Origin of the sequence: Bradyrhizobium rifense (assembly GCF_008123425.1) — a bacterium.
Lineage (GTDB): Bacteria > Pseudomonadota > Alphaproteobacteria > Rhizobiales > Xanthobacteraceae > Bradyrhizobium > Bradyrhizobium rifense.
Genome location: NZ_VSSS01000020.1, coordinates 47,885 through 70,819 on the forward strand (window position 1 = coordinate 47,885; position 22,935 = coordinate 70,819).

The following is a 22,935-nucleotide window of genomic DNA, read 5'->3' on the forward strand; positions in this document are numbered from 1 at the left end:
AGTCGCTACGGACTGCCTAGCCCTTCTCCTTGGCAGCATTTCGCGCGATGGCTTTGTCGACGCGCCAGCGTGTCACGCCCTGGTCGGCGAGCATGCGCGCCGCCGGGCTTCGCGTCTCCGGAAACAGAGCGACGAGCGCATTGGTGCCTGTCACGGCGGGATAGCCGACTTCCTGGGCATGCAGCGCTGCACGGCGGTCGACACGCAGGAATGCGGCGGTCGGCGCTGCGGTGCCGGTCTCGATCATGGTGTGCGCGAGCTCTTTGTCGAGATAGTCGGCCAGGTTTTTCCTGAGCACGTCGAGATCGGCGTTGCAGGCCTGCAGCACGGGTGCCGCATCGCCGTCTTCGGTCAGCGCCAGCAGCAGATGCTCCAGCGTTGCAAACTGATGCCGGCGCTGATCGGCGAGGACGAGCGCGCGGCGTCGCGCCGCTTCATAGGCCGGGCCGAATGGCCGCGCCGACACGTCCAGCAATGAATCGATCTTTTCCAGCCGCTTCACCGGATCGAGGATCGCCAATAGCTCGTATTTGTCCTTGACCGGCAGCTTCATGCGCGTCGCCATCGTGTCGGCAATTCGCCCGACGTCGCGGGTCTGGTCGAAGAACAACCAGACGTCCGGCATGAGCAGAAGATGAGCCGCCGCGTAATCCTCGAAGCGCTGGATGGCCCTGCGAACGAGATCAGGCGCATCCACGGCCGGGCGCTCGGGCAATTCGGAAGTGTCGGACCGATAGCCGGTCGCCACCGCCGTGAAGCTGTGGAGCCCGACGCGACGGATCGCGCGTGTCAGCACCCGGATCGAGCCGTCGGAGAGCCGTTCCAGCTCGAGCAATTGAGCGAGCACGCCGACCTCGTAGAGATCGGCAAACGCCGGATCATCGACACCGGAATCGCGCTGGATCGCGCAGACCATCTCGCGTTCGCCCTCGAACGCATGATTGAGCGCCAGCACCGTGTGCTCGCGTCCAACGAACAGCGGAAAGGTCGCGTTCGGAAACGGCACGAAATCGCGCAAGGGAATCGCCGGGTAGACTGCCGACGGGCTCTTGAGCCTTACAATCGGCGCAGCCGTGTCACGCCGCTCGGCGTGAAGCAGCGCCGACAACGTATTCCAGTCGGCAACACCGAGCATTCTCGATACCAGTTCGAGGCTCTCGCTGTGACTGATGGTGACGGCCTTGGTGGTCAGGGATTCGCGCAGGGTCTGCGCCATAGCCTTGGCATCGCGAAAATCGCGCATCGGTTCGTCCTCTGCATAAGCGATCCAGGTGTGTCAGGTGGTTGCGTTGCTGACCCGGTCGCTCGGGCAAAGGGGGGCCGATCAGGGCTCGATACATTCACCGTTCCACGGAGGGCGCAACCGGCAGGTCGTATCAACCTGCGCGAAAGGTGACGTAAAGCCGGATGGCTGTCAATCTCAGTTCTTCACGGCCGGGATCGCTTCCTCCGGCTGCTGCTGTCCGAGCTTGAGCATCGCAAGGGCCTTGTCGAGCGCTTCGCGCAAGGCCAGCGCCGCGGCTGGGCTGCAGCGCAGATGCGCGGTCTGGACCACGTCGACCCTGACGGCGGCACCGATCGGCATCAAGAGGTTCGCAGCGAGCTCGATCTGGATCGCACCGTTATGATGGCCGAAGCAGGAGGCGCCGTCGAAATAGATGATCGGCGCCCGCTCGGAGCTGGAGGTGGAAATGGTGACGGGCCCCTGGCTGGTGGTGGGTGTTTCGGGATCGGCCATGGGCACTCCTTGGGGCAAGTCTTGGGGCAAGTCGACAGGCGAAGCGCCCACCATCGTTGCTTCGGCGCGCTCTGTCGAGGCCAAACCGGTTCCTGACAGACCTGTCGTGCAGGGCGCATTCGGGGTTTTGCGCCGTTCCCGACAGTGGTCTAGAACGTCACCATGTCCAGCTCACCGACCACGCTTCCCTTCGAGGAACTCGCCGAGGCCATCAAGGGCCGCCGCTCCGATTACGGCCATATCAGCGGGCTTCAGCTCGACCGGTTCGCGCCGGGCGAGGCCTGGTCGAGCCTGCCCTACCGCCCCGTCTTCGTCGGCGACACCGAGACTGGCGTGCTGCATGGCGGCGTCGTCACCGCAATGCTCGACGAGAGCTGCGGCATGGCGGTGCAACTCGCGCTCGACGGCACCAGCGCGATCGCAACGCTCGATTTGCGCATCGACTACCAGAAGCCGGCCACACCCGGCCTCGCTATAAAGGCGCATTCGGTCTGCTACCGCACCACCCGCTCGATCGCCTTCGTGCGCTCCACGGCCTACCAGGACTCCGAGGACGATCCGGTGGCGACCGCCACCGCCTGCTTCATGATCGGTGCCAACCGCACCAACATGCTTGCGGACCGCAGGATGGATTCGCGCAGCATTCCGACGCTGGAAGCGCCGGAGGATCCGGACGGCCCGTTCGCCAACAGCCCGTTCGCGCGCTGCCTCGGTATTCGCGTGAATGATGACGGCACGCTGACGATGCCGTTCTCGCCAAAAATCATCGGCAACCCGATCCTCCCCGCCATCCATGGCGGCATGACCGGCGCCTTCCTCGAGACCACCGCGATCCTCGGCGTGCGGCGCGAGCTCGGCATCGCGACGCTGCCCAAGCCCATTGGGCTCACTGTCAATTATCTGCGCTCCGGCCGGGCGCTGGGCACCATTGCCAATGTCTCGATCGTGAAACAGGGCCGGCGTATCGTCGCCTTCGAGGCGCGGGCCTGGTAGGACGATCCGGGCAAGCCGATCGCCTCTGCTTTCGGTCATTTCATGCTGCGCCCGACGCCTGGAAACGACGAGGAATAAGCGTATTTTACTTGACGACCGGGATTCGGGACACAACGATAGCGCGTTCCCACGAGAGGTATTGGGTTGCGGCATCCGATCGACATCATCGCCATGTTTGCCGCCATCTGGCTGTTGGCGTCGATGGTGCTCGACGCGCTGACGCCGAAGGAGCTGACGGCGGTCATGATCGCCATCGCGATCGGGCCCGCCGTGGTCATCACCGCCGTGTTCTACTATCTGCGCTGCCCGCGCACGGATTTCGCGGTGATGTTCGCAGCGCTCTGGCTGATCTCGGACATCGCCATCGCCTTCATCTCGCCGAAGGAATTGCCGCACTTCCTGATCGTGCTCGGCTTCGTGCCGGCGGCGATCATCGGCATCGTCCTGCACTGGCAGCGCTTCCAGCGCCGCCATGAGCGATTGCCCGTGCCGTCGGCGAAGCGCGGCTGATTTCGCTTTAGCGCGATAGCAGATTGGTCTTCGCGAGGTCGATAACCTCGTCGCCACGGCCACTCATCACCGCTCGCAACACCCAGAGGCTGAAGCCCTTGACCTGTTCGGCCGTGATGGTCGGCGGCATCGACAGCTCCTGCTTGGCGGTGACGACGTCGAGCAGCGCCGGGCCATTATGGGCCAGCATGTCCTTCATTGCGCCCGGGAGCTCGCCGGGGTCCTCGACGCGCTTGGCGAAGATGCCCATCGCACGCGCCATCGCGGCGAAGTCCGGATTCTCCAGATCGACATTGGTGTCGACGAAGCCTGCCGCCTTCATCTCCAACGCAACGAAGCCGAGCACGCCGTTGTTGAAGACGACGATCTTCACCGGCAGCTTCATCTGCGTCAGCGTGATCAGATCGCCCATCAGCATGGTGAAGCCGCCGTCGCCCGACAGCGAGATCACCTGGCGGCCGGGCTGCGAGGCCTGCGCGCCGATCGCCTGCGGCATGGCGTTGGCCATCGAGCCGTGCACGAAGGAGCCGATCAACCGGCGGCGGCCGTTCATATTGAGATAGCGCGCAGCCCACACCGTGGGCGTGCCGACATCGGCGGTGAAGACGGCGTCGTCAGAAGCATGATCGCTGATGACTTTTGCGAGATATTGCGGATGGATTGGCTTAGCTCCGGGCGTGCCCTTGGCGAGCGAGTCCAGGCCTTCGCGCGCCTTCTTGTAGTGCGCGACTGCGTCGTCGAGATGCTTGCGCTGCGTCTTGGTCTTGAGCAGCGGCAGCAGCGCCTCGATCGTCAGCTTGACGTCGCCGACGAGGCCGAGATCGATCTTGCACCGCCGGCCGAGATTTTCCGGGCGAATGTCGATCTGCGCGACCTTCGCATCGGTCGGGAAAAACTGCTTGTAGGGAAAATCCGTGCCGAGCATCACCAGTGCGTCGCAGGCGTGCATGGCTGCGTAGCCCGAGGAGAAGCCGATGAAGCCGGTCATGCCGACGTCGTAGGGATTGTCGTATTCGACATGCTCCTTGCCGCCGAGCGCATGCACGATCGGGCTCTTGAGCGCCTCGGCAAGCTGCATCAACGGCGCATGCGCGCCGGCGCAGCCGCGGCCGCAGAACAGGGTGATACGCTCGGCGCCGTTGAGGAGATCGGCGAGCGCCTTCAGCTCGTCGGCCTGCGGCACGATTTTTGGTGCTGCGAGCGCAAGCCCGCGTGGCGTCGACAACGCGCGCTTCGGCGGCGAGCGGAAGGCGACGTCGCCGGGCATCGCGACGACGGCGACGCCGCGCAGGCCCACTGCTGCGCGGATCGCATTCTCGAGCACGAAGGGAAGCTGGCTCGGATCCGATACGAGTTCACAGTAGTGGCTGCATTCGCGGAAAAGATTCTGTGGATGTGTCTCCTGAAAATAACCGCCGCCGATCTCGGCCGACGGGATCTGCGCCGCGATCGCCAGCACCGGAACGCGGCTGCGATGCGCATCGAACAGGCCGTTGATCAGATGCAGATTGCCCGGCCCGCAGGAGCCGGCGCACACCGCAAGGCTCCCGGTCATCTCGGCTTCGCCGGCGGCGGCGAAGGCCGCGACCTCCTCGTGACGGACATGCACCCATTCGATGGTGCCGCGACGGCGCAGCGACTCCGTGATCGCGTTCAGGCTGTCGCCGACAATGCCATAGATGCGCTTGACGCCGGCCTGTTCGAGCGTTGCCACGAACAGATCGGCTATGTTGTTGATCGCCATGTCGGTCTCCTGATCTCGCTGATGCAGCAAGATAGGATACAAAGCCGCTGTGACGGCATCACGGCTTGTTTATTGCTGCTCAGTCTTGCACAATCGCCCGATCGTAGGCCGTGATCGTCGCTTTCGCGCGCGCGGCGACATCCGCGGCCGACATGCCGGGCTTGTAGAGGCTGGAGCCGAGCCCGAAGGCGGTGACGCCGCCCTTGATGTACTCCGCAAAATTCTGGTCGGAGACGCCGCCGACGGCGGCGATCATGACACCGGCCGGGAGCACGGCGCGGATCGCACCGATGCCGGACGCGCCAAGCACGCTCGCCGGAAAGAACTTTAAGCCGGATGCCCCGGAGCGCGCCGCAAGCAGCGCCTCGGTCGGCGAGAACACGCCGGGCAGCGTGATCATGGCGTACTGATGTGCACGCGCGAGCACCTGCGTATCCACATTCGGCGAGACCATCAGGGTGCCGCCGACGTCGTTAAGGCGATCGACATCTGCCGTGGTCAGTACCGTGCCTGCGCCGATCAGCACGCCAGCCGGTGCCTGCTTCACAGCAAGCCCGATCGAGCGGAACGGATCAGGCGAGTTCAGGGGGATCTCGATCGCGGTCATGCCGGCCTCGATCAGCACGCCGACGATGGCCTCGGTCTCCTCCGGCTTGACGCCGCGCAGGATTGCGACCAGGGGCCGTTTCATCGGCGGAAAGGGAACGCTCATCTCAAGAATCCTTTTTACTTCGTCCAGATCGCCGCAGCAGCCATCGACAGGCCGCGGCGCACCGCGTCATCGGCATCGATCGGGTTCACGACCACCGACAGCGCGTCGAAGGCCTGCCGGTAGAGCATCGCCAGCCGCCCCGACGCGATCAGCGTGATGCCGGCTTTTGGCACAGTGCCTGACAGACCTGCGGCGAGCTCAACGCCGATCAACGTGCCCGACAGCGTCTCGCGCGCCGCGGCCGGCGTGCCGCCGAACAGCAGCTGCCGTGACCGGGCGCCGAACAGGAGGTTGGCGGCGAAGGCCGGCGCTTCGTACGCGGCCTTCACCGCCGCCTTGAAGCTCGCGACATCCTCGGCATCATCGGCACCGGCCACCGCGAGCGACAAGATCGTCTCGCGCGACACGACGCTGAAGAGCTCACCGGTCATGAACGTCGAGAGGCGCGCGACCGTGCCGTCCTGCACCCTCACCCATTTCGAATGCGTGCCGGGCATGCAGACCAGCGCCTCACCGGCGGCCTCCAGGCCGAGCGCGCCAAGCAATTGCGTCTCCTCGCCGCGCATCACGTCCGGCGCTTTTGTGTCGCGCTGCGCGATGCCGGGCAGGATGCGGATGTCGCGCGCCTCGCCCGGCACGCGCGCGGCCTGCTTGAGGACCGCGGACAACGGCGTCGGCGTGTCGACGTAGCCGGCCTCGACCCAGCCGGTTTTGGCACCGGCCATGCCGCACACCAGCACCGGCAAATGAGCAGGTGCAGCGACTGCGGCCAGGTGCGATTGCAGCACGCCGGCGAAGCCGGCCTTGGCCGCGGCCATCATGCCCTCATCGCTGCGGCGCTCGGCCAGCACGTGGCCTGTGCGATCGACCAGCCAGAGCCGGAAGCTGCTGGTGCCCCAGTCCACCGCGACAAAAGCGGGTTCGGTCATTTCGAATCGTATCCTCGTCTCACGGCCAAGACGCCGTCTCGCGACAATGAGACGGACGCTCGGCAAATCCGCCCCGGGATATCGGCTATTGCGGCCCCAAACCAGCGTTTTCTCGCGGGTCTGGGGCGCGAGCCACGCTGGCACACCGCTTGCTGAAGCTGTTCCTGTTCACGTCAGCGAACGCGCAGCAAGACGCGTCAACATCAGATGAGGAAACCCATGGAGATCGGCTATTTCACGATGCCTTCGCATCCGCCGGAGTGCGGCCTGAAGGAAGGAAGCGACTGGGACCTGCAGGTCATGCGCTGGCTCGACGAGCTCGGCTATCAGGAGGCCTGGGTCGGCGAGCACCACACCGCGCCCTGGGAACCCAATCCCACGCCGGACCTTTTGATCGCGCAAGCGCTGATGCAGACCAAGAATATCCGCATCGGGCCCGGCGGCTTCCTGCTGCCCTATCATCACCCGGCCGAGCTCGCCAACCGCGTCGCCATGCTGGACCACCTCTCCGAGGGCCGGCTCAATTTCGGCGTGGCGGCCTCAGGGCTGCCGAGCGACTGGGCGATGTTCAACGTCGACGGCATGAGCGGCCAGAACCGCGACATGACCCGCGAGGCGCTGGAGATCATCCTGAAGATGTGGAGCGATCCCGCGCCGTGGACCTACAAGGGCAAGTTCTGGACGGTGACCAAGCCGGACACGATGTTCGACTTCCTCAAGCCTCACATCAAGCCGTTGCAGGCGCCGCATCCGCCGATCGGCGTCGCGGGTCTCTCGAAGAACTCGGACACGCTCAAGCTCGCCGGCGAGCGCGGCTTCATCCCGATGAGCCTCAACCTCAACCCGGCCTATGTCGGCAGCCATTGGGACTCGGTCGAGATCGGCGCCGCCAAGACCGGCCGCAAGCCGAACCGCGCGGACTGGCGGCTGGTGCGTGAGGTGTTCGTCGCCGACACGGACGAGGAGGCCTGGAAGCTCTCGACCGGCGACATGATGGGCCGGATGATGAGCGAGTACTTCCTGCCCCTGCTCGGCCATTTCGGCTTCAAGGACTATCTGAAGCACACCCCCGACGTGCCGGACAGCGACGTCACCGTCGAATATTGCGCCAAGCGGAACTGGGTCGTCGGCTCGCCGGCGACCGTCGCCGAGAAGATCGAGAAAATCTACGACGAGGTCGGCGGCTTCGGCGTCCTGCTGGTGTTCGGCTTCGACTACAAGCACAAGGCCGAGGCCTGGCACCACTCGCTCTCGCTGCTCAAGAACGAGGTGATGCCGCGCCTGAAGCATCTCGGCTCCGCGAAGAAGGCAGCTTGACCGAATGCGGGTGCGGCGCGAACCTGCCGCACCCGCATTCATTTCGGAGATTTCCGCGTGACGGTCGACGCCAAAGATTTCAAGCAGGCGATGCGCCAATGCGCCGGCGCGGTTGCGCTGGTGACGGTCGGCGCCGAGCACGGCAAGCGCACCGGGCTCACGGTGACGTCGGCCTGCTCGCTGTCGGACAATCCACCGTCGCTGATTGTCTGCGTCAACCGCAACGCCAGCGCGCACGCGCGCATCCGCGAGGAAGGCGCCTTCGCGATCAATTTCCTGCACGAGGATCACGCGCTGCTGGCGCTGACCTTCAGCGGCCAGAAGGGCGTCAATGGTGACGACCGCTTTGCATTCGGCCAGTGGACACGCGGGGCAACCGGCGCACCGGTGCTGACCGACGCGGTCGCCGCGTTCGATTGCGTGCTGGCACAGGAATTCGAGACCAGGACGCATTCGATCTTCGTCGGCGAAGTGCGCTACGCGTCGCATTCCGACGGTGCCGCGCCGCTCGTGTATTTGCGCAGCAGCTTCCACGTCCCTCATGAGATCCGCGGCACCGTGACAGTCGGCGACCTCGATTCGCGGCATCTGAGCTGGAGCGATTTTTCGTAAGCGTGCTATTGCGCGGTCTCGATCTTCAACTGCTTGATCTTCCGGTACAGCGTAGCGCGGCTCAGCTTCAGCGCACGCGCGGCCTCGGTGACGCGGCCACCGTTCTTGCGTAGCGCTTCGATGATCGTTGCGCGCTCGGCCGCTTCGAGATCGGTCTGCGTCGCCCTTCCACCGAACGGCGGCAGGTCGAGATCGGCATCGGTGATCACACCATCCTCCGCCGTGCAGCCGGCAAGCCGCAGCACATGGCGGAGCTGGCGCATGTTGCCGGGGTAGGGATAGGCCGAGAGCAGCGACCAGGCTTCCGGCGAGAGGCGGCAATTCGGCGCCTCCTCGCGCGCGATCTGGCGGATGATGTCATCCCGGTCGGTGCGCTCACGCAAGGCCGGCAGCCGCACCTCCATGCCGCGCAGACGGAAGTAGAGGTCGGCGCGGAAGGTGCCCTCCTCCGCCATACGGCCGAGATCGCGATGGGTGGCGCTGATCAATCGGATATCGACCGGCACGGGCTTCAACGCACCGAGCGGCCAGACCTCGCGATTCTCCAGCACGCGCAAGAGCCGCGTCTGCAGCGCGATCGGCATGTCGCCGATCTCGTCCAAAAACAGCGTGCCGCCGTCGGCCTGCACGATCAGGCCCTTCGAGCCGTCGCGTCGCGCGCCGGTGAAGGCGCCGGCCTCGTAACCAAACAGCTCGGCGTCGATCAGGCTCTCCGGCATCGCCGCGCAGTTCAGCGCGACGTAGTTGTTGCGGGCACGGTTGCTTGCGGCGTGAATGGCACGCGCGAACACGTCCTTGCCGACGCCGGTCTCGCCATGCAGCAGCACCGGCAGATTGTGATCGCCGATGCTTCTGAGCCGCTTCACGCTCTTGACCAGGCCGGGATCATTGCCTGCCAGCCGATGCAACGCATCAAACCGATCGACGGGCGCGTCACGACGTAACGTCGAGCACTTTGCGCGCAACGGCGGCGCGACATGGCCCTGGCCCAGCGGACGGCCATCGGCGCGGCGGAGCTCGACGATCTCGTCTGCATGGCGCGAATGGTCGATCTTGACGTAGCGCGACAGATCGATGCCGGATGCGATCAGGCCGTCGGTCAGGCCCAGCAAGGCGCGCGCCGAGCGGCAGGCGCCGACGATGCGGCGATCGTCGTCATAGGCGAGCAGGCCGCTGCCGCCATCGCCAGGCACGGTGGCGATCCAGGTGTTGCGGAAATGATCGCGGAAGATCGCGCCCTCCATGCGCCGCGTCGCCTCCATCGTCACAGCGAGCGCGAGTTGATGTGCGGCACGTTCGAGGTCCTCGCGGCAGGAGGTGATGTTGACCGCGCCGGCGAGGCGCCCGGCCTGATCGAACAGCGGCGCCACCGCGCAGGAGAACATGTGCCACTGCGCACGAAAATGCTCGTCGCGATGCACCAGGATCGGCTTCTGCTCCGCGAGGCAGGTCCCCAGACCGTTGGTGCCCTCGAACGTCTCGGCAAAGTTCGAGCCGGTGTAGATCTTCCAATCCATGAACATCCGCGCGTCGGCCTCGCCCGGCAGGCGGCTGAACAGCATGGTCGCGTTCGCGTCAGCGAGATTGACGCAATAGCCGGCGTCGCGCAGCACGCGGGCGAGATCGTCGAGCTCGGGTGTGAGCAGCCCGATGGTCTCCTCCATCGGCTCGGCGACGTGACGGACTTCGGCTTCGGTGAGCGTCTGCGGCGGGCCCTGGCGGGCGGGATCGAGCTTGTGGCTGATCAGGCAGCGTCGCCAGGAGGTCGCGATCCGCGACTCCGCATCGACGTCGGCCACGTGATTGGCGACGGACAAGACACGGGCGACATGATTCGAGGCCGAAAGGCTGGCCATCGCGGACGTCTCCACCCTGTATTATTGTGCAAAGTCTGGCACCACAGGCGGGGATGTCAATCGGGAACCGGGACGCAGCTATTGCTGCACTGCGCTCACCACGGGTCGATACACGGCCGCTTCTTCTCCGTCCGCACCGGCGGCTTTGGCACCGAACGGAGCCCCGCCATGATCCAGCGCCGCGTCTCGGCGGGGTCGATGACGTTGTCGATCTCGAACACCGAGGCGATCGAGACCGCCTTGCCGTTGGCGTAGAGCTCGGTGACCTTGTTGCGGTAATAGGTCTCACGCTCCTCGGGGTCGGCGATCGCCTCCATCTCCTTGCGGAAGCCGAGGCGGACATAGCCCTCCAGGCCCATGCCGCCAAACTCGCCGGTCGGCCAGGCCGCGGTGAAGAACGAGGCGTGGAAGCCGCCGCCGATCATCGACTGCGCGCCAAGGCCATAGCCCTTGCGCAGCACGATGCCGAACAGCGGCACCGTGATGCTCGCACCCGTCACGAACATGCGCGAGACGTGGCGCACGATCGCGGTCTTCTCGGCTTCCGGGCCAACCATGAAGCCGGGCGTGTCGCACAGCGAGACGATCGGCAGATCGAAGGCGTCGCAGAGCTGGAGGAACCGCGCGGCCTTGTCGCCGGCATCGGCATCGATGGCGCCGCCGAGATGGCGCGGGTTGTTGGCGATCAGGCCAAACGGCTTGCCTTCGATGCGGATCAGCGCGGTGATCATGCCGACGCCGTAGTCGCGGCGCAGCTCCAGCACCGAGTCCTGGTCGGCGACGAGGTCGATCACGCTGCGGATGTCGTAGACGCGCAGGCGGTTCTCGGGGATGGCGCGGCGGAGCAGGCGCTGGTCGGCTGCCTGCCAATCCGTCACCGCGCCCTGGAAATAGGACAGGTATTTTTGCGCGACGGACGTCGCTTCTTCTTCGTCCTCGACCACGATGTCGATGACGCCATTCGGCGACTGGAATGAGACCGGACCAACCTCGGCCGGGTGATAAACGCCGAGCCCACCACCCTCGATCATGGCGGGGCCGCCCATGCCGATCGAGGCGTTCTTGGTGGCGATGATAACGTCGCAGCAGCCGAGCATCGCGGCATTCCCGGCGAAGCAATAGCCGGAGACCACGCCGATCACGGGCACGAGACCGGAGAGTTTTGCGAACTGCACGAAGGACGGGCCGTCGAGGCCGGTCATGCCGAGCCGGTCGGTGTCGCCGGGCCGGCCGCCGCCGCCTTCGGCATAGAATACCAGCGGCACGCGCCAGTCTTCCGCCAAGGTCAGCATGCGGTCGATCTTCTTGTGGTTCATGTGGCCCTGCGTGCCCGCGAGCACGGTGTAGTCATAAGCCACGACAATGCAGCGCGCCGCCTCGCCGCCAAATTTCTCGGCGTTGACGGTGGCAACGCCCATCACAAGGCCGTCGGCCGGCGTGTTCTTGATGAGATCGTCGAGCTTGCGCCGGCGCCGCTGGGCGGCGATGGCGAGGCTGCCATATTCCATGAACGAGCCGTCGTCGACGAGCTGCGCGACGTTCTCGCGCGCGGTGCGCTGATTGGTGTTGCGGCGGCGCTCGACCGAGGCCGGGCGGTTCGCATCGAGCGTGTTGGCCTGACGCGCGATCAGCTCGGCGAGATCGGGGCGGATATGGTCGAGATCGACATCAGTTTCGACAGCCGACGCATCGGCGGCGACGTCGAGCGGCTCGAGATAAAGGATCGGCTCGCCATGCATCAGCGTGACGCCGTCGCCGGCCGCAAGCTTCATGACACGGCCGCCCTGCTCGGCCATCACGAGGTGCTCCATCTTCATGGACTCGATCACGGCGAGCTGCTGGCCGGGGCGCACGACCTCACCTTCCTTCACCTGAATGGTAACGATGGTTCCTTGCAAGGGCGCGGCGACCATCACCGCACCCTCGGGCACGATCTGCGCGACGTGGGTCTCGGCGGCCTGCGCACCGCCTCGCTCGGCTGCGGCAAAATAGAGCGGCTTGGCCGCGCCATCGGCCGCCTCGACCAGCTTTGCGATATTGCGATCGATGAAGTCGGTCGCGATTCGATTAGTCCTGAAATCGGGGTGCGCCAGCACCGCCTCGAGGAAGGTGATGTTGGTGACGACGCCGTCGATCCGGAACTCGCGCAAGGCGCGCGAGGCTTTTGCCACGACGTCGTGCCAGGCTTCACCCGGCGTATGCACGATGACCTTGGCCAGCAGCGAGTCGAACGCCGCGCTGGTCTTGTAGCCGGCATAGCCAAAACTATCGACGCGGACGCCGGGGCCTGACGGCGGCTCGAACACCGCGAGCACGCCACCGGTCGGATGCGTCGCGCCGGTCTCGTCCAGCGTTTCCATGTTGACGCGGAGCTGCATGGCGTAACCGCGGGGCTTCGGGATCGAACCCTGCGCCAGTCCGAGCGAGGCCAATGTGCTGCCTGCAGCAATCGCAAGCTGGGCGCGCACGAGGTCGAGGCCGAGCACCTCCTCCGTCACGGTGTGCTCGACCTGAAGCCGCGGATTGGCCTCGATGAAGGCAAAGCTGTCCTCGGCCGTGACGTCGACCAGGAACTCGAAGGTGCCGAGATTGTCGTAGGACGCCGCCGCCGCAAGCTGCTTGGCCGCGTCGATGATTCGGCCGCGCAAGGTCTCACTCAACGACGGGCTCGGCGCGACTTCGACCAGCTTCTGGTGCCGACGCTGGATGGTGCATTCGCGCTCCCAGAGATGAGAGATCGCGCCGTGTTTGTCGCCGATGATCTGGACCTCGATGTGGCGCGCTTGCCGGATCAGCCGCTCGGCATAGACGCCATCGAAGCCGAACGCCGCCTTGGCTTCGGACTGGCAGCGCGCATAGGCTTCCGCGAGATCGGATGCATTCTCGACGACGCGCATGCCGCGGCCGCCGCCGCCGGCCATCGCCTTGATCACGATCGCGGCGTTGCTGCCGAGCGAGGTGAAGAATGCCGTGATCTCCTCCAGGCTCGACGGCCCGCTGGTGCCGGCAATGATCGGCACGCCGCAGCGTTTTGCGAGTTGCCGTGCGGCCACCTTGTCGCCGAACAGCTCGAGCGCGGCAGGCTTTGGCCCGACGAAAGTGATGCCCGCATCGGCGCAGGCTTTTGCAAACGCCGCGTTCTCGCTGAGAAAGCCGTAGCCGGGATGCACGGCATCGCAGCCGACGCTCTTCGCCGCCTTCACCACGGCCGCGATGTCAAGATAGGCCCGCGCGCCGCGGCCGGGGATTTCGACCGCCTCGTCCGCCACGCGAACATGCAGCGACAGCGCGTCATCCGCGGGGTGGATCGCAACCGTGGCAAGGCCGGCGTCGGCCGCGGCGCGTGCGATGCGGATGGCGATCTCGCCGCGGTTGGCGATCAGGAGCTTTTTGAACGACATAGCAGTCTCCATGCCCGCGTCGCGCGCGGTCGGCAGGTTCGATGATCCTGCTTCTTCACTTTAACCGCAGTCGTCAAGAGAGAGGAAGCGGTCGCCGGGGTAGCTCCCGCGGGCCGGAATATCAGTTGGCCGGTCGCGCTTCGATGAGGCGAATAATCCGCATCACGGCAGACGGGATCGGCGCGATGACGGGCACGGTGAATATCGGCTGCAGTTCGCGCGCGGCTTCGCCGAGCGGACCGCCGCCGATGATGACAGCCTCGGCGCCGTCCTGCGCGATGCAGGCCTCGACGGCGCCGGCGAGCGCAGCGCGCAGCCGCCCGGGATCGCGCATCAACTCTTGCGGTTCGCCGTCGGCGAAGCGGGTACCGGTGTAGTGGGATCGCAATCCCAACGCGACCGGTAGCGCGTCGATCTTCGCCTTCAGCAGCGGTGTCGTCGTCGCGACGCCGAAGCGGCGACCGCCTTCAGCAGCTTCCAGCATCGACGACTCACCGATGCCGACCGCGGGCAGCTTCAGCGCCGACTTGATTCCCGCGAGGCCGGGATCTCCGAACGCCGAGACGATGATGCCGTCGCAGGAGCTCTGATGCGCGAGTGCGATCTCTTCGACCTCGGGCGCGGCAGTGTCGAGCGCGTCGGGTGTCACGATCATCGCGGCCGCGCGCGTCGCCGTGACGCCGACGATGTCGAAGCCATCGCCGGCGACAGACGCCGCAATTGCGACCATCATTGCGGTGGTCGCCTCAAGACTGTTCGGATTGATCAGCAGGATACGCGCGCGGCGATCGGAGTTTTGGCCCATCCCCCTGCTATACTAGGCCGCCCGCACGCCGGCAACGAAAGTGCTGACCTCGTTCTCCAGCGATTGCAGCTTCTCGGTCAGGCGTCCGCTCGACTTCAGCACGAGGCCCGCGGCCTGGCCGGTCTCCGCCGTCGCATCGGTGACGCCGGAGATGTTTTGCGAGACCTGGTCGGTGCCAGAGGCTGCTTCCCGCACGCTGTGCGCAATGGCCTGCGTCGCGGCGCCCTGCTCTTCGACGGCAGCCGCGATCGACGAGGAGATCTCGTTGACCTCCATGATGGTCTTGCGAATGTTGTCGATGTTGCCGACGACCTGGTTGGTTTCGGCCTGTATCGCGGTGATCTGTGCGCCGATCTCGTCGGTCGCCTTCGCGGTCTGGCTCGCCAGCGATTTCACCTCGCTCGCGACCACGGCAAAACCCCGGCCGGCTTCGCCTGCGCGCGCCGCTTCGATGGTGGCGTTGAGCGCGAGCAGGTTGGTCTGCGAGGCGATCTGGTTGATGAGGTCGATGACCTCGCCGATCTTGTGGGCAGCGGCGGCCAGCCCCTGCACAGTGTCGTTGGTGCGCTGGCCGTCGGCGGCGGCCTTGTCGGCCACGGCAGCTGCCTGCGCGACGCGCTGGCTGATCTCGGTGATCGAGGACGACAGCTGGCCGGCGGCGGAGGCCACCGTCTGCACATTGCTCGAGGCCTGCTGGCAGGCTGTGGCGACGAAGCTCGCGCGATCGGTCGCCTTGTTCGCGGTCTCCGACATGCCCTTTGCTGCCTGCTGCATGGCGCGCGCCTCGTTGAAGACGTCGCGGACGACGGCCTGGACGCTCGCCTCGAACTTGCCGGCGAGATCGGTCATGGTCTTGCGCTTCTCGTCGTCGGCGCGCTGCTTCGATTCCTGCTGCTCGGCATGCATCCGGCCCACGGCCGATGCATTGTCCTTGAACACGGCGAGCGCCTTGGCGAGCCCACCGACCTCGTTGCTGAGGTTGGTGTAGGGCACTTCGAAGGCGCGGTCGCCCGCGGCGAGACGCTCGGTCAGGTCGGTGATTTTCGCGAGCGGCCTGGTCACGCTGCGGCCGATCACGAAGGAGCAGCCGAGCACGATCACGAGCACCGCGAGGCATACCAGGCCGAACGTCATCGCATCCTGGTGGAAGACGGCGTCGACATCGTCGAGATAGATGCCGGTACCAACGATCCAGCCCCAGGGCGCAAAGCCCTTCACATAGGAAATCTTGGCAACGGGCTGGTCGAAGCCGGGCTTGGGCCAGAGGTAGCTGTAGAAACCCGCGCCCTGCGTTTTGACGACGTCAACGAAGCCGGAGAACAGGCGGTTGCCCGTGGGGTCCTTCATGTCGGAGAGATCCTTGCCGTCAAGCTCGGGCTTGATCGGATGCATGATCATCTTCGCGGCCATGTCGTTCAGCCAGAAATACTCGACCTTGTCGTAACGCAGGCTCTTGATCTCCGCGATCGCAGCGGCCTGGGCCTGCTCGCGCGTGAGTTTCCCTTCGCTCTCGAGCTTCTGCTGGTGCGTCAGAATGCCGTAGACGACGTCGACCATCTGCAGGATCTTGGCCTGGCGGTCCGCGACCATCTGGCCGCGCAATGTCGAGAGCGCGATCGGCGCCAACGCGATCATGCCGAGGAGGCTGATGCCGACAATGAGGACCAGCTTGAAACTGATGCGGGAGAAAATCATCGGTGCTCACAAAATTGGCGGGGCTGATATGCCATTTTATCCTGATCGTCTTAGCAAAGCCTTAAGCATTCGGGTTCCCGAACTCCGGCAAAAGGTGCCCGGAAGCCAGGGCTGGTTCGTCTGAAGCGCACTTTGGAATTCGTCGACTTTTTTGCGACTGCATTGGAATGGCTCCAAAGACCGAGCGTCCAATGCTTGCGCGTTTCTAGAAGACCTCGATATCGGTCTTGCCGGCGTTGACTCGCACGTGCCCTTGGCAGAACGATCTGCGCAAAGCGTAGCCATTTGCCAGAGGCTCCATGCATCAATCGACAGACACCAGGACGCTTGACCTTCCCGCGCTGAGCGCGGCGGAGCGGCTCTTCATCTGGGGATTTCGCGCGCGGGCGCGAAGCGGGACCGCCGTTCCGACGGCGGCCGACATCCAGCAGGTCTACGACCATTTTCGCGTCGGCGACGCCGTATCGTCGCTGGACTCCATCATCGAGATCTTTGCGTGTACCGCGCATACGGCCATCGAGGTTCATTGCCCCACTTGCCCGAAGATGTCGGAGAGCGAGCACGGGATTTTGCACGCGATCGCAGCGGCGCAACAGGAGCGCATCGATATCGCGCGTGAGCAGTTCGAGAGCTGGCTGCCTCCGGTCGGCGCGGATTGGGCGATCGCGCCTGTCAGAGGACTTGCGACGATCTTCCGCATGGCCGGTCTCATCCTGCCGGATCGACACATCGGGACTCCCGGCATTGCGCAGACGATGGCGATGAAAAGCTGGTTCGTCGGAAGCCCCACATTGCACTGACGAGATCGTGTCATGACCCAGGATACGCGCTGTTCGAGCGTCGAAGGCTGCGATGATTTCTGCCGCACCGCGCTCTCGCTGTTCCGGTTCATTGGGGCAGCCTATGCGACCGGCGCGTCCGATTGCTGGGAGGCCGCCTATCGCTTCGCCGACGAGGCGCCCGGCATTGCCGACAGTCCGTTGCTGGTCGCCCGCGTCGCCGCGCTGGTCAGAATTTTGCGCAGCGGACGTCCCTGCGATCTGTGCTTCATGCCGCCGTCGTGCCGGCGGCTGTCAAAGGACGAGGCGGAATTGATGCGGCTCCTGGCCGTCGCGCGTCGCAGGGAGCCAGATGAACTCAAGACCGCCGTCGGCCAGCTCGTCGGGATCGAGCGAGAGAGCGCGGCCACGCAGGCCGTCAACGCGCTTGCGTTCTGCTGAGGCCTAGCGAACGCCCTTGCCGAGCACGAGGTCGATAGCGTGGGCGGCGATCTTGCGCAGCTGGGGCTCGTCACCGAAGGCGCGTTCAAGCACGGCAAGACCGCGCGTGACCGTGATGATGTGCAGCGCCGCGGCCGCCGGGTTGCCGCTGAACTCGCCGCGTTCGGCCCCTGCCGACAATGCCTCCTCAACCAGCGCTGTGATCCGCGACACCAGGTTCGCAAAAGCTCTCCGCGCGTCTTCGTCGAGCCCCTCGCCTTCAGCGGCGCCGAGCTCCATCAACCCCCGCGTCGTCGGACAGCCGCGCGGCGGCGAGCCGGAGCGGAAGTTGGTGATGGTCAGGTCGAAAAACGTGGTGAGGCGTTTGCGCAATGAGCCCGCGCCAAGCGCCTTCTGCAGCGCGACGAGATAGTCGCCCGCGTAACGCTCATAGGCCAGGAGGAACAGCGCCTCCTTGCTGCCGAAGGCATTGTAGAGACTGCCGCGCTGAACGCCGGCATCGCGGGCGATGTCCGACAGCGAGGTGCCGCGCACGCCCTTGCGCCAGAACTGGTCGAACGCGATGCGCAGGACGTCGTCGTGATCGAATTCGCGCGGCCTCACATCATGCTCCTTATCAGCGGCGTATTTGACACCATGTCAAAAACATGCTTTCTGGACATCGTGTCAAAAACTAGTTGGGATTAATAGCCCGTTTCGTCAATGAGCCGAACCGCCGGTGCGGATGATGCGCCTTAGTCGGTCGCGCCCGCTCGCAAAGGGACACGCGATGCCTCTGCTTCACATCTCGATGCGCGCCGGCAAGCCGGAAGCCTATCGAAAGGCGATCCTCGACGGCCTCTACCGGGCTATGCGCGAGGCGCTCAACGTGCCCGAGGGCGACGAGTTCATGACCATCAGCGAGCATGAGCCCGCAAACTTCCGCTGCGGCAACGCCTACGGCGTCAAGCGAAGCGACGATGCCGTGCTGATCCAGATCACCGTGTTCGCCTCACGTACGCCTGAGCAGAAGAAGGCGCTGTATCGGCGGATCGCGGAGCTGCTCTGCGAAAACCCCGGGATCCAGCCGGCGGACGTGTTCGTGAATGTGCTCGACGCCCCGGCGGAAAACTGGTCCGTCGGCCACGGCCTCGCGCAATTCGCGTGAGTTTGCGGGACCTGCCGACGCCCTCTTGAGAATTGCCGGCGGGAAGGGTCTGATAGGCTGCGGAGTGAACCTCCGCCGAGCCGAACCCGGGACCTGAACCGCATGACCATGTCGGTCGAGCAATTGTGGAGCCTGCCGGAGACCGCGCTGGTCGGCGCCTATGCGGAGGCGCGGCGCCGCTACGCGGAGAAGAAGTTCGAGCGCGACACCCAGCGGGCGCGGCTGGAATGGATGCGCGCAAAGCTTTTCGTCAACACGCCGGGCAATGTGACCGAGCGGAAGATGGCGGTTGATGTCTCCGAGGAGCTGGCGCGCAAGGGTCAGGAGGTGCGCGAGATGACGCGCGATCTCGACATGCTGAAGGTCGACGTCGACGTGATCGACACCATGATCCGGCTGCGCGGCTCGCAAGGCGTTCCCCCGGTCCATGCGGAAGAAGCCGAGAAGCTGGCCGAGCCGGAGGGGGAGTGAGATGGCTGCATTCCGTGGAAGCTGCCTGTGCGGCGAGGTCGCGTTCGAGGTCGAGGGTCCGTTCGATCGTTTCCTCAACTGCCATTGCTCGCGCTGCCGCAAGGCGACCGGGACCGCACATGCTTGCGAGGTGATCGTCAAAGCGAGCGCGCTGCGTTGGCTGCGCGGCGAAGCATCCGTCACGCGCTTCGATCTGCCCAATGCGCGTAGCTTTGCCACCGCGTTCTGCAAAATCTGCGGCAGCCCGATGCCGCATCTGACACGCAGCGGGCGCGAGGCGATCATCCATGCCGGCGCGTTCGACGAGCCGCTGGGCGCGACACCCGACCGTCACGTCCAGTGGACGTCACGCGCGGAGTGGTATGTGCACGGGGACGGGCTGCCGGTGGAGGATTGAGGCTCAGATTCCTGCATGCACGCCGTGGTGACGGTGATACGCACTCGGCGCCGGCCAGGTCCAGCCCGTCAGCGTCGCCCGGTCCGGCTCGAAGACTTCGATCTTGAGCGGGTGACATGCCGCAGCGTCGCTGGAATGGGTTGCGCTACAGTCTCCACCGGGACAGGCAGACAACGCTCCGAGCAGATCGATCTCCGCGAAGAACTCGATGAAGTCGCCAGGACGGACGGGGCTTGCCTTCATGAAATACTGGTGCGTGTCCTGGGTGAAGCCGGTGCACATGAAGACATTGAGCACGTCATGGACGTGATGCTCGACCGCGCGTGGCTCCATCTTCAGCTCAGTGGCAAGCGCGCGGGATAGGTTGGAATGGCAGCAGAAATCATAGCTGCCGCCGTTGAGCATCAGATTCGTGTAGGGATCGCAGCGCGTGCCGATGACGTCGTGAATTCCGGCGCCGTCCGCGTCGAAACCGTACCAGCCGAGCGTGTCGTGACTGATGGTCGCCATCGGCCGAAGATAGGGCATATTGCTCCAGAGCCGGTCGCCGACGCCGACATGCGTGCCATGGATCGCCCGCGTCTTGCCGCTGAAAAAACGCTCGGAGAGATCGTCTGCATTCCAGAGATTGAGGTCGCCAACCTGCGGACCTTCGATGCCGACGATGCGGAAGAACTGGCCGCGCGATACGCGAAATGTTCTGGCGTCGCGAGGCGGCACGATGAGCTCGTGCGTTTTGACCATCGTGCTGCGAGCTTGTTCGAGCGCGGCCAGGTCGGGCCTGGGCATTGTGCCGGCCGGGTAGACGATGGCCGGTTTGGCGGCGCGGCGTGAGGCGGCATCAGTGGGTGCGGGTGGGATTTTGGATGACATGTCAGGCTCATTCCCTGTGACTGCGATCCATCCTATCGCCTCATCTCATCCACTCGCAACGCACCCCTCCATAATTCCGTCGAGCTCGGCTTTCGATAGCATCCCAAGCTCGGCGATGAAGACGATGCGCGCCCGCGGCACGCCTGGTGTCGGCGCATCACCCGGCGCCAGCGTCGCGCGGCCGCCGGCGAACTGAAACACCATCTGGCGCCCCGGCTGTTCGATCGTCTCGAACAGGCCTTTTGCGCGCGCGAGCTTCGGCGCCAGCTTGCCGATCGCCTGCTGCAAGCGCGGAAGCGAGAGCGGTTGTTCGGATGTCCAGCTCAGCGTCTCGAAGCGTTCTTCCGCCGGCCGTTTCGGCCCCGGTTCGCGCGGCGCCGGCGCACGATCGCTCGCAGGAAACAGCAGCGCGGACGGAATGGCGCCATGCCTCGCATCGACCACAACGGCGGGCACACGCTGCGCGCGGATGGCCTCGCGCATCCGCGCCCCTGCGCCCTCGTCCGCCAGATCCAGCTTGCTCAACGCCACGATGTCGGCGACGCGCAGCTGCGAACGCTGGAGCGCATCATCGAGGGCGGCCGGCGATGTCGTCGCATCCATCACACAAAGCACCGTCTCCAGCGGTGCCTCGCGCAGGATCACCGGATCCATCAAATTGCGGACGATGTCGGCGGGATCGGCGACACCGCTGGTTTCGATGACGATGTACTCCGGCTTCGGATCACGCCGCAGCAAGGTCGAGAGCGTGCGCAACAGATCGCCTTCGAGCGAGCAGCAGATGCAGCCATTGGCAAGGCTGACCACGCCGTCGCTCGCACCCGCGATCAGCTCAGCATCGATATTGATCGCGCCGAAGTCATTGACGATTGCGGCGATCCGCCGTCCGTCCGCGTTTGCCAGCAGATGGTTGACGACCGTGGTCTTGCCCGCCCCCAAAAAGCCCGTCACCAGGAGAACGGGGACCGGCATGGGTCAGCCTCCGACGACGGGGCGGCGCACGGGACGGCCGGGCCGCGCCGCGATGTCAAGCACGCCGTCAGTGATCAGCGGTTGGCCGCTGACGACGAGATGACGGACGCCTTCGGACGGACAGTTCATCGCGGTGAAGGTCGCGCGATCCGACAGCTTCTCGTAGTCGAACACCACGATGTCGGCATCGGCGTCCTTCGTAAGCCTGCCCTTGGAGCGCATCGCTGGCGTGCTCTGCGACAGGATCTCTGCGGGGATCAACGCGCATTTGCGCACGCCTTCGAGCAGCGAGACGGCTCTGCGTTCGCGCACCCATTCGCGGATGAATTTTGTGAAGCAGCCGGCCGAGCGCGGATGCGAAGTGGCATCGTCAGGCAGCGGCCAGGCATCGCCGGTGTAAGTTTTGCCATCCGACGTTGTCCACGGCATTGCGTCGGACGCGATCGCGCCGCCGGGATAGAGCACCGACATGTCGAGAAGGTCGCGATGATGCGCATTGTTCTCGGTGTCGAGGATGTGCCAGAGCACCAGCGAGGACGGCTCTTCGGCCTGGGCCTTGAGCAGCTCCTCGCGGTCGTGGAAGCGATAGCCGTCGGTCACGCGCTGCACGGAATCATAGCCGGTGCCGTTGCGCTCGACGAATTGGGGATCGCTGAAGAAAGCCGCCGCCAGCACGGTCGAGCCGGTGCCGTAGGGGTAGGCCTCGACCGTGATCGGCAGGCCCTGCGCCTGCGCCTTCTCGATCAGCACGCGGCAGCGTTCGATGTCGGTCTTGCTCGACGAATTGAAATGGCAGATGTGCATGTGCGCGCCGGTGGCGCCGGCATAGCCGATCAGGCGGATATAGGCCTCCGCCGCGCTCTCAGGGTCGATGCGCGACATGTAGGCGACGTGGGTGAAGGTCGGCACGTCCTGCTTGGCCGCGAGCTGGCACACCGCGGTCAGCTCCTGCACGCCGGCGCCCGGGGCATAGGCGTTCAAGATGCCGATGCCGATGCCGCCCTCGTTCAGGCCGCGCCCAAGGCGATCGAGGATTCCCGCCACCTCTGCATCGGTCGCAACGTTGTCCATCCAGCGGCGGTCGCGCATCGCATTGCCGAACGCTTCCAGCGAGCTCTCTGCATTCGAGCCCGTCATCGCGCCGATGCGCGCAAAGGCCCAATTAGTGGCAGCGCCGTAGTTCAGCACCCGGCCCTTCCGGGCCTGGCGCTCGTACCAGGAGGCGACCGGCAGCACGCCGGCCTCGAGATCGAGCGTCGTCGTCACGCCGTCAAACGCCTGCATGCGGTCGGCGGGGATCGACTGACCATGGGCGTGCAAATCGATAAAGCCGGGCGCGACCACGAGCCCGGTCGCATCGATCACCCGCTCGGCGCCGCCGAGTGAGGAGCCGACGGCGGCGATCTTGCCGTCCATCACCGCCACGTCGCCAATGGCGTCCATTCCGCTCGCCGGATCCACCACCCGGCCGCCAGAGATCACCAAACCGCTCATATCGTCACTCCGAAAAGCTGATGCCAGAGCCTCCAAAGGCCCGGCAGCA

21 protein-coding genes and 1 pseudogene are annotated in these 22,935 nt (G+C 65.3%); 9 read left to right on the forward strand and 13 right to left on the reverse strand.

Annotated features, from left to right (window positions below; translation table 11 throughout):
• Positions 1-16: 16 nt before the first annotated feature.
• Positions 17-1,243: an LON peptidase substrate-binding domain-containing protein gene (locus FXB40_RS11940; protein ID WP_148772401.1), complete on the reverse strand. Its 1,227-nt coding sequence runs from the start codon at positions 1,241-1,243 to the stop codon at positions 17-19.
• Positions 1,244-1,420: 177 nt separating this feature from the next.
• Positions 1,421-1,738, reverse strand: a complete 318-nt coding sequence (locus tag FXB40_RS11945) for a hypothetical protein (protein WP_148772402.1) — start codon at positions 1,736-1,738, stop codon at positions 1,421-1,423.
• A 162-nt stretch (positions 1,739-1,900) separates the two neighbouring features.
• On the opposite strand from FXB40_RS11945, the pseudogene FXB40_RS11950 reads away from it, so the two are divergent.
• Positions 1,901-2,809 (forward strand): annotated as a pseudogene (locus tag FXB40_RS11950) (PaaI family thioesterase).
• A 66-nt stretch (positions 2,810-2,875) separates the two neighbouring features.
• Positions 2,876-3,241, forward strand: coding sequence for a hypothetical protein (locus FXB40_RS11955; protein ID WP_187436821.1), 366 nt, complete (start codon positions 2,876-2,878; stop codon positions 3,239-3,241).
• Between the two features lie 7 nt (positions 3,242-3,248).
• Here the strand turns inward: FXB40_RS11955 and poxB are convergent, their stop codons facing one another.
• From poxB to FXB40_RS11970, 3 genes are all read right to left on the reverse strand, one after another.
• On the reverse strand, positions 3,249-4,985 hold the full coding sequence (poxB, locus tag FXB40_RS11960) for a ubiquinone-dependent pyruvate dehydrogenase (protein WP_148772403.1): 1,737 nt from the start codon (positions 4,983-4,985) through the stop codon (positions 3,249-3,251).
• Positions 4,986-5,064: 79 nt separating this feature from the next.
• Entirely contained in the window at positions 5,065-5,697 is a 633-nt protein-coding gene (locus tag FXB40_RS11965) for a 2-dehydro-3-deoxy-6-phosphogalactonate aldolase (protein WP_148772404.1), read from the reverse strand.
• A gap of 14 nt (positions 5,698-5,711) precedes the next feature.
• Positions 5,712-6,626 carry a 2-dehydro-3-deoxygalactonokinase gene (locus FXB40_RS11970; RefSeq protein WP_148772405.1) on the reverse strand — a complete coding sequence of 305 codons (915 nt, stop codon included), beginning with the start codon at positions 6,624-6,626 and terminating at the stop codon, positions 5,712-5,714.
• Positions 6,627-6,845: 219 nt separating this feature from the next.
• Between FXB40_RS11970 and FXB40_RS11975 the strand changes: the two genes are divergently transcribed.
• The gene (locus FXB40_RS11975; protein ID WP_148772464.1) at positions 6,846-7,943 is read left to right on the forward strand and encodes an LLM class flavin-dependent oxidoreductase; all 1,098 of its coding nucleotides are present in this window, start codon (positions 6,846-6,848) and stop codon (positions 7,941-7,943) included.
• Between the two features lie 57 nt (positions 7,944-8,000).
• Entirely contained in the window at positions 8,001-8,555 is a 555-nt protein-coding gene (locus FXB40_RS11980) for a flavin reductase family protein (protein WP_148772406.1), read from the forward strand.
• Between the two features lie 5 nt (positions 8,556-8,560).
• Here FXB40_RS11980 and FXB40_RS11985 read toward each other — a convergent pair whose 3' ends face one another.
• The 4 genes from FXB40_RS11985 to FXB40_RS12000 all read right to left on the reverse strand — a co-directional run bounded on the left by FXB40_RS11985 (position 8,561) and on the right by FXB40_RS12000 (position 16,312).
• Positions 8,561-10,411 carry a sigma-54-dependent Fis family transcriptional regulator gene (locus FXB40_RS11985; protein WP_187436822.1) on the reverse strand — a complete coding sequence of 617 codons (1,851 nt, stop codon included), beginning with the start codon at positions 10,409-10,411 and terminating at the stop codon, positions 8,561-8,563.
• Positions 10,412-10,506: 95 nt separating this feature from the next.
• Positions 10,507-13,812, reverse strand: coding sequence for an acetyl-CoA carboxylase family protein (locus FXB40_RS11990; RefSeq protein ID WP_187436823.1), 3,306 nt, complete (start codon positions 13,810-13,812; stop codon positions 10,507-10,509).
• A gap of 121 nt (positions 13,813-13,933) precedes the next feature.
• A complete protein-coding gene (locus FXB40_RS11995) occupies positions 13,934-14,617 on the reverse strand; it encodes an aspartate/glutamate racemase family protein (protein ID WP_148772409.1) in 684 nt (227 codons plus the stop codon).
• 12 nt (positions 14,618-14,629) lie between these two features.
• Positions 14,630-16,312 carry a methyl-accepting chemotaxis protein gene (locus FXB40_RS12000; protein WP_148772410.1) on the reverse strand — a complete coding sequence of 561 codons (1,683 nt, stop codon included), beginning with the start codon at positions 16,310-16,312 and terminating at the stop codon, positions 14,630-14,632.
• A gap of 299 nt (positions 16,313-16,611) precedes the next feature.
• Here FXB40_RS12000 and FXB40_RS12005 point away from each other — a divergent pair, with 299 nt between their 5' ends.
• Both FXB40_RS12005 and FXB40_RS12010 read left to right on the forward strand, forming a co-directional pair.
• A complete protein-coding gene (locus FXB40_RS12005) occupies positions 16,612-17,112 on the forward strand; it encodes a hypothetical protein (protein ID WP_148772411.1) in 501 nt (166 codons plus the stop codon).
• 12 nt (positions 17,113-17,124) lie between these two features.
• Positions 17,125-17,532 (forward strand): hypothetical protein, encoded by a 408-nt coding sequence (locus FXB40_RS12010; protein ID WP_246207552.1) that lies wholly within the window; start codon positions 17,125-17,127, stop codon positions 17,530-17,532.
• Positions 17,533-17,535: 3 nt separating this feature from the next.
• Here the strand turns inward: FXB40_RS12010 and FXB40_RS12015 are convergent, their stop codons facing one another.
• On the reverse strand, positions 17,536-18,135 hold the full coding sequence (locus FXB40_RS12015) for a TetR/AcrR family transcriptional regulator (protein WP_148772412.1): 600 nt from the start codon (positions 18,133-18,135) through the stop codon (positions 17,536-17,538).
• A 166-nt stretch (positions 18,136-18,301) separates the two neighbouring features.
• On the opposite strand from FXB40_RS12015, the gene FXB40_RS12020 reads away from it, so the two are divergent.
• The 3 genes from FXB40_RS12020 (at position 18,302) to FXB40_RS12030 (ending at position 19,547) form a co-directional block, all read left to right on the forward strand.
• Entirely contained in the window at positions 18,302-18,679 is a 378-nt protein-coding gene (locus FXB40_RS12020) for a tautomerase family protein (protein WP_148772413.1), read from the forward strand.
• 102 nt (positions 18,680-18,781) lie between these two features.
• Positions 18,782-19,150: a hypothetical protein gene (locus FXB40_RS12025; protein WP_148772414.1), complete on the forward strand. Its 369-nt coding sequence runs from the start codon at positions 18,782-18,784 to the stop codon at positions 19,148-19,150.
• Between the two features lies 1 nt (position 19,151).
• Positions 19,152-19,547, forward strand: coding sequence for a GFA family protein (locus tag FXB40_RS12030; protein WP_148772415.1), 396 nt, complete (start codon positions 19,152-19,154; stop codon positions 19,545-19,547).
• Positions 19,548-19,550: 3 nt separating this feature from the next.
• Here FXB40_RS12030 and FXB40_RS12035 read toward each other — a convergent pair whose 3' ends face one another.
• The 3 genes from FXB40_RS12035 to FXB40_RS12045 are packed head-to-tail and all read right to left on the reverse strand — an operon-like array spanning position 19,551 to position 22,886.
• A complete protein-coding gene (locus tag FXB40_RS12035; protein ID WP_148772416.1) occupies positions 19,551-20,420 on the reverse strand; it encodes an urea carboxylase-associated family protein in 870 nt (289 codons plus the stop codon).
• 45 nt (positions 20,421-20,465) lie between these two features.
• Positions 20,466-21,392 (reverse strand): CobW family GTP-binding protein, encoded by a 927-nt coding sequence (locus tag FXB40_RS12040; RefSeq protein ID WP_148772417.1) that lies wholly within the window; start codon positions 21,390-21,392, stop codon positions 20,466-20,468.
• 3 nt (positions 21,393-21,395) lie between these two features.
• Positions 21,396-22,886 (reverse strand): amidohydrolase family protein, encoded by a 1,491-nt coding sequence (locus tag FXB40_RS12045; protein WP_246207554.1) that lies wholly within the window; start codon positions 22,884-22,886, stop codon positions 21,396-21,398.
• Between the last annotated feature and the right edge of the window lie 49 nt (positions 22,887-22,935).

Bases quoted from the DNA above. Each gene is read 5' to 3' on its own strand.
- FXB40_RS11940 (WP_148772401.1), bottom strand. From the start codon at position 1,243: ATGCGCGATTTTCGCGATGCCAAGGCTATGGCGCAGACCCTGCGCGAA.
- FXB40_RS11945 (WP_148772402.1), bottom strand. From the start codon at position 1,738: ATGGCCGATCCCGAAACACCCACCACCAGCCAGGGGCCCGTCACCATT.
- poxB (WP_148772403.1), bottom strand. From the start codon at position 4,985: ATGGCGATCAACAACATAGCCGATCTGTTCGTGGCAACGCTCGAACAG.
- FXB40_RS11965 (WP_148772404.1), bottom strand. From the start codon at position 5,697: ATGAGCGTTCCCTTTCCGCCGATGAAACGGCCCCTGGTCGCAATCCTG.
- FXB40_RS11970 (WP_148772405.1), bottom strand. From the start codon at position 6,626: ATGACCGAACCCGCTTTTGTCGCGGTGGACTGGGGCACCAGCAGCTTC.
- FXB40_RS11975 (WP_148772464.1), top strand. From the start codon at position 6,846: ATGGAGATCGGCTATTTCACGATGCCTTCGCATCCGCCGGAGTGCGGC.
- FXB40_RS11985 (WP_187436822.1), bottom strand. From the start codon at position 10,411: ATGGCCAGCCTTTCGGCCTCGAATCATGTCGCCCGTGTCTTGTCCGTC.
- FXB40_RS11990 (WP_187436823.1), bottom strand. From the start codon at position 13,812: ATGTCGTTCAAAAAGCTCCTGATCGCCAACCGCGGCGAGATCGCCATC.
- FXB40_RS11995 (WP_148772409.1), bottom strand. From the start codon at position 14,617: ATGGGCCAAAACTCCGATCGCCGCGCGCGTATCCTGCTGATCAATCCG.
- FXB40_RS12000 (WP_148772410.1), bottom strand. From the start codon at position 16,312: ATGATTTTCTCCCGCATCAGTTTCAAGCTGGTCCTCATTGTCGGCATC.
- FXB40_RS12005 (WP_148772411.1), top strand. From the start codon at position 16,612: ATGCATCAATCGACAGACACCAGGACGCTTGACCTTCCCGCGCTGAGC.
- FXB40_RS12010 (WP_246207552.1), top strand. From the start codon at position 17,125: ATGACCCAGGATACGCGCTGTTCGAGCGTCGAAGGCTGCGATGATTTC.
- FXB40_RS12020 (WP_148772413.1), top strand. From the start codon at position 18,302: ATGCCTCTGCTTCACATCTCGATGCGCGCCGGCAAGCCGGAAGCCTAT.
- FXB40_RS12025 (WP_148772414.1), top strand. From the start codon at position 18,782: ATGACCATGTCGGTCGAGCAATTGTGGAGCCTGCCGGAGACCGCGCTG.
- FXB40_RS12030 (WP_148772415.1), top strand. From the start codon at position 19,152: ATGGCTGCATTCCGTGGAAGCTGCCTGTGCGGCGAGGTCGCGTTCGAG.
- FXB40_RS12035 (WP_148772416.1), bottom strand. From the start codon at position 20,420: ATGTCATCCAAAATCCCACCCGCACCCACTGATGCCGCCTCACGCCGC.
- FXB40_RS12040 (WP_148772417.1), bottom strand. From the start codon at position 21,392: ATGCCGGTCCCCGTTCTCCTGGTGACGGGCTTTTTGGGGGCGGGCAAG.
- FXB40_RS12045 (WP_246207554.1), bottom strand. From the start codon at position 22,886: ATGAGCGGTTTGGTGATCTCTGGCGGCCGGGTGGTGGATCCGGCGAGC.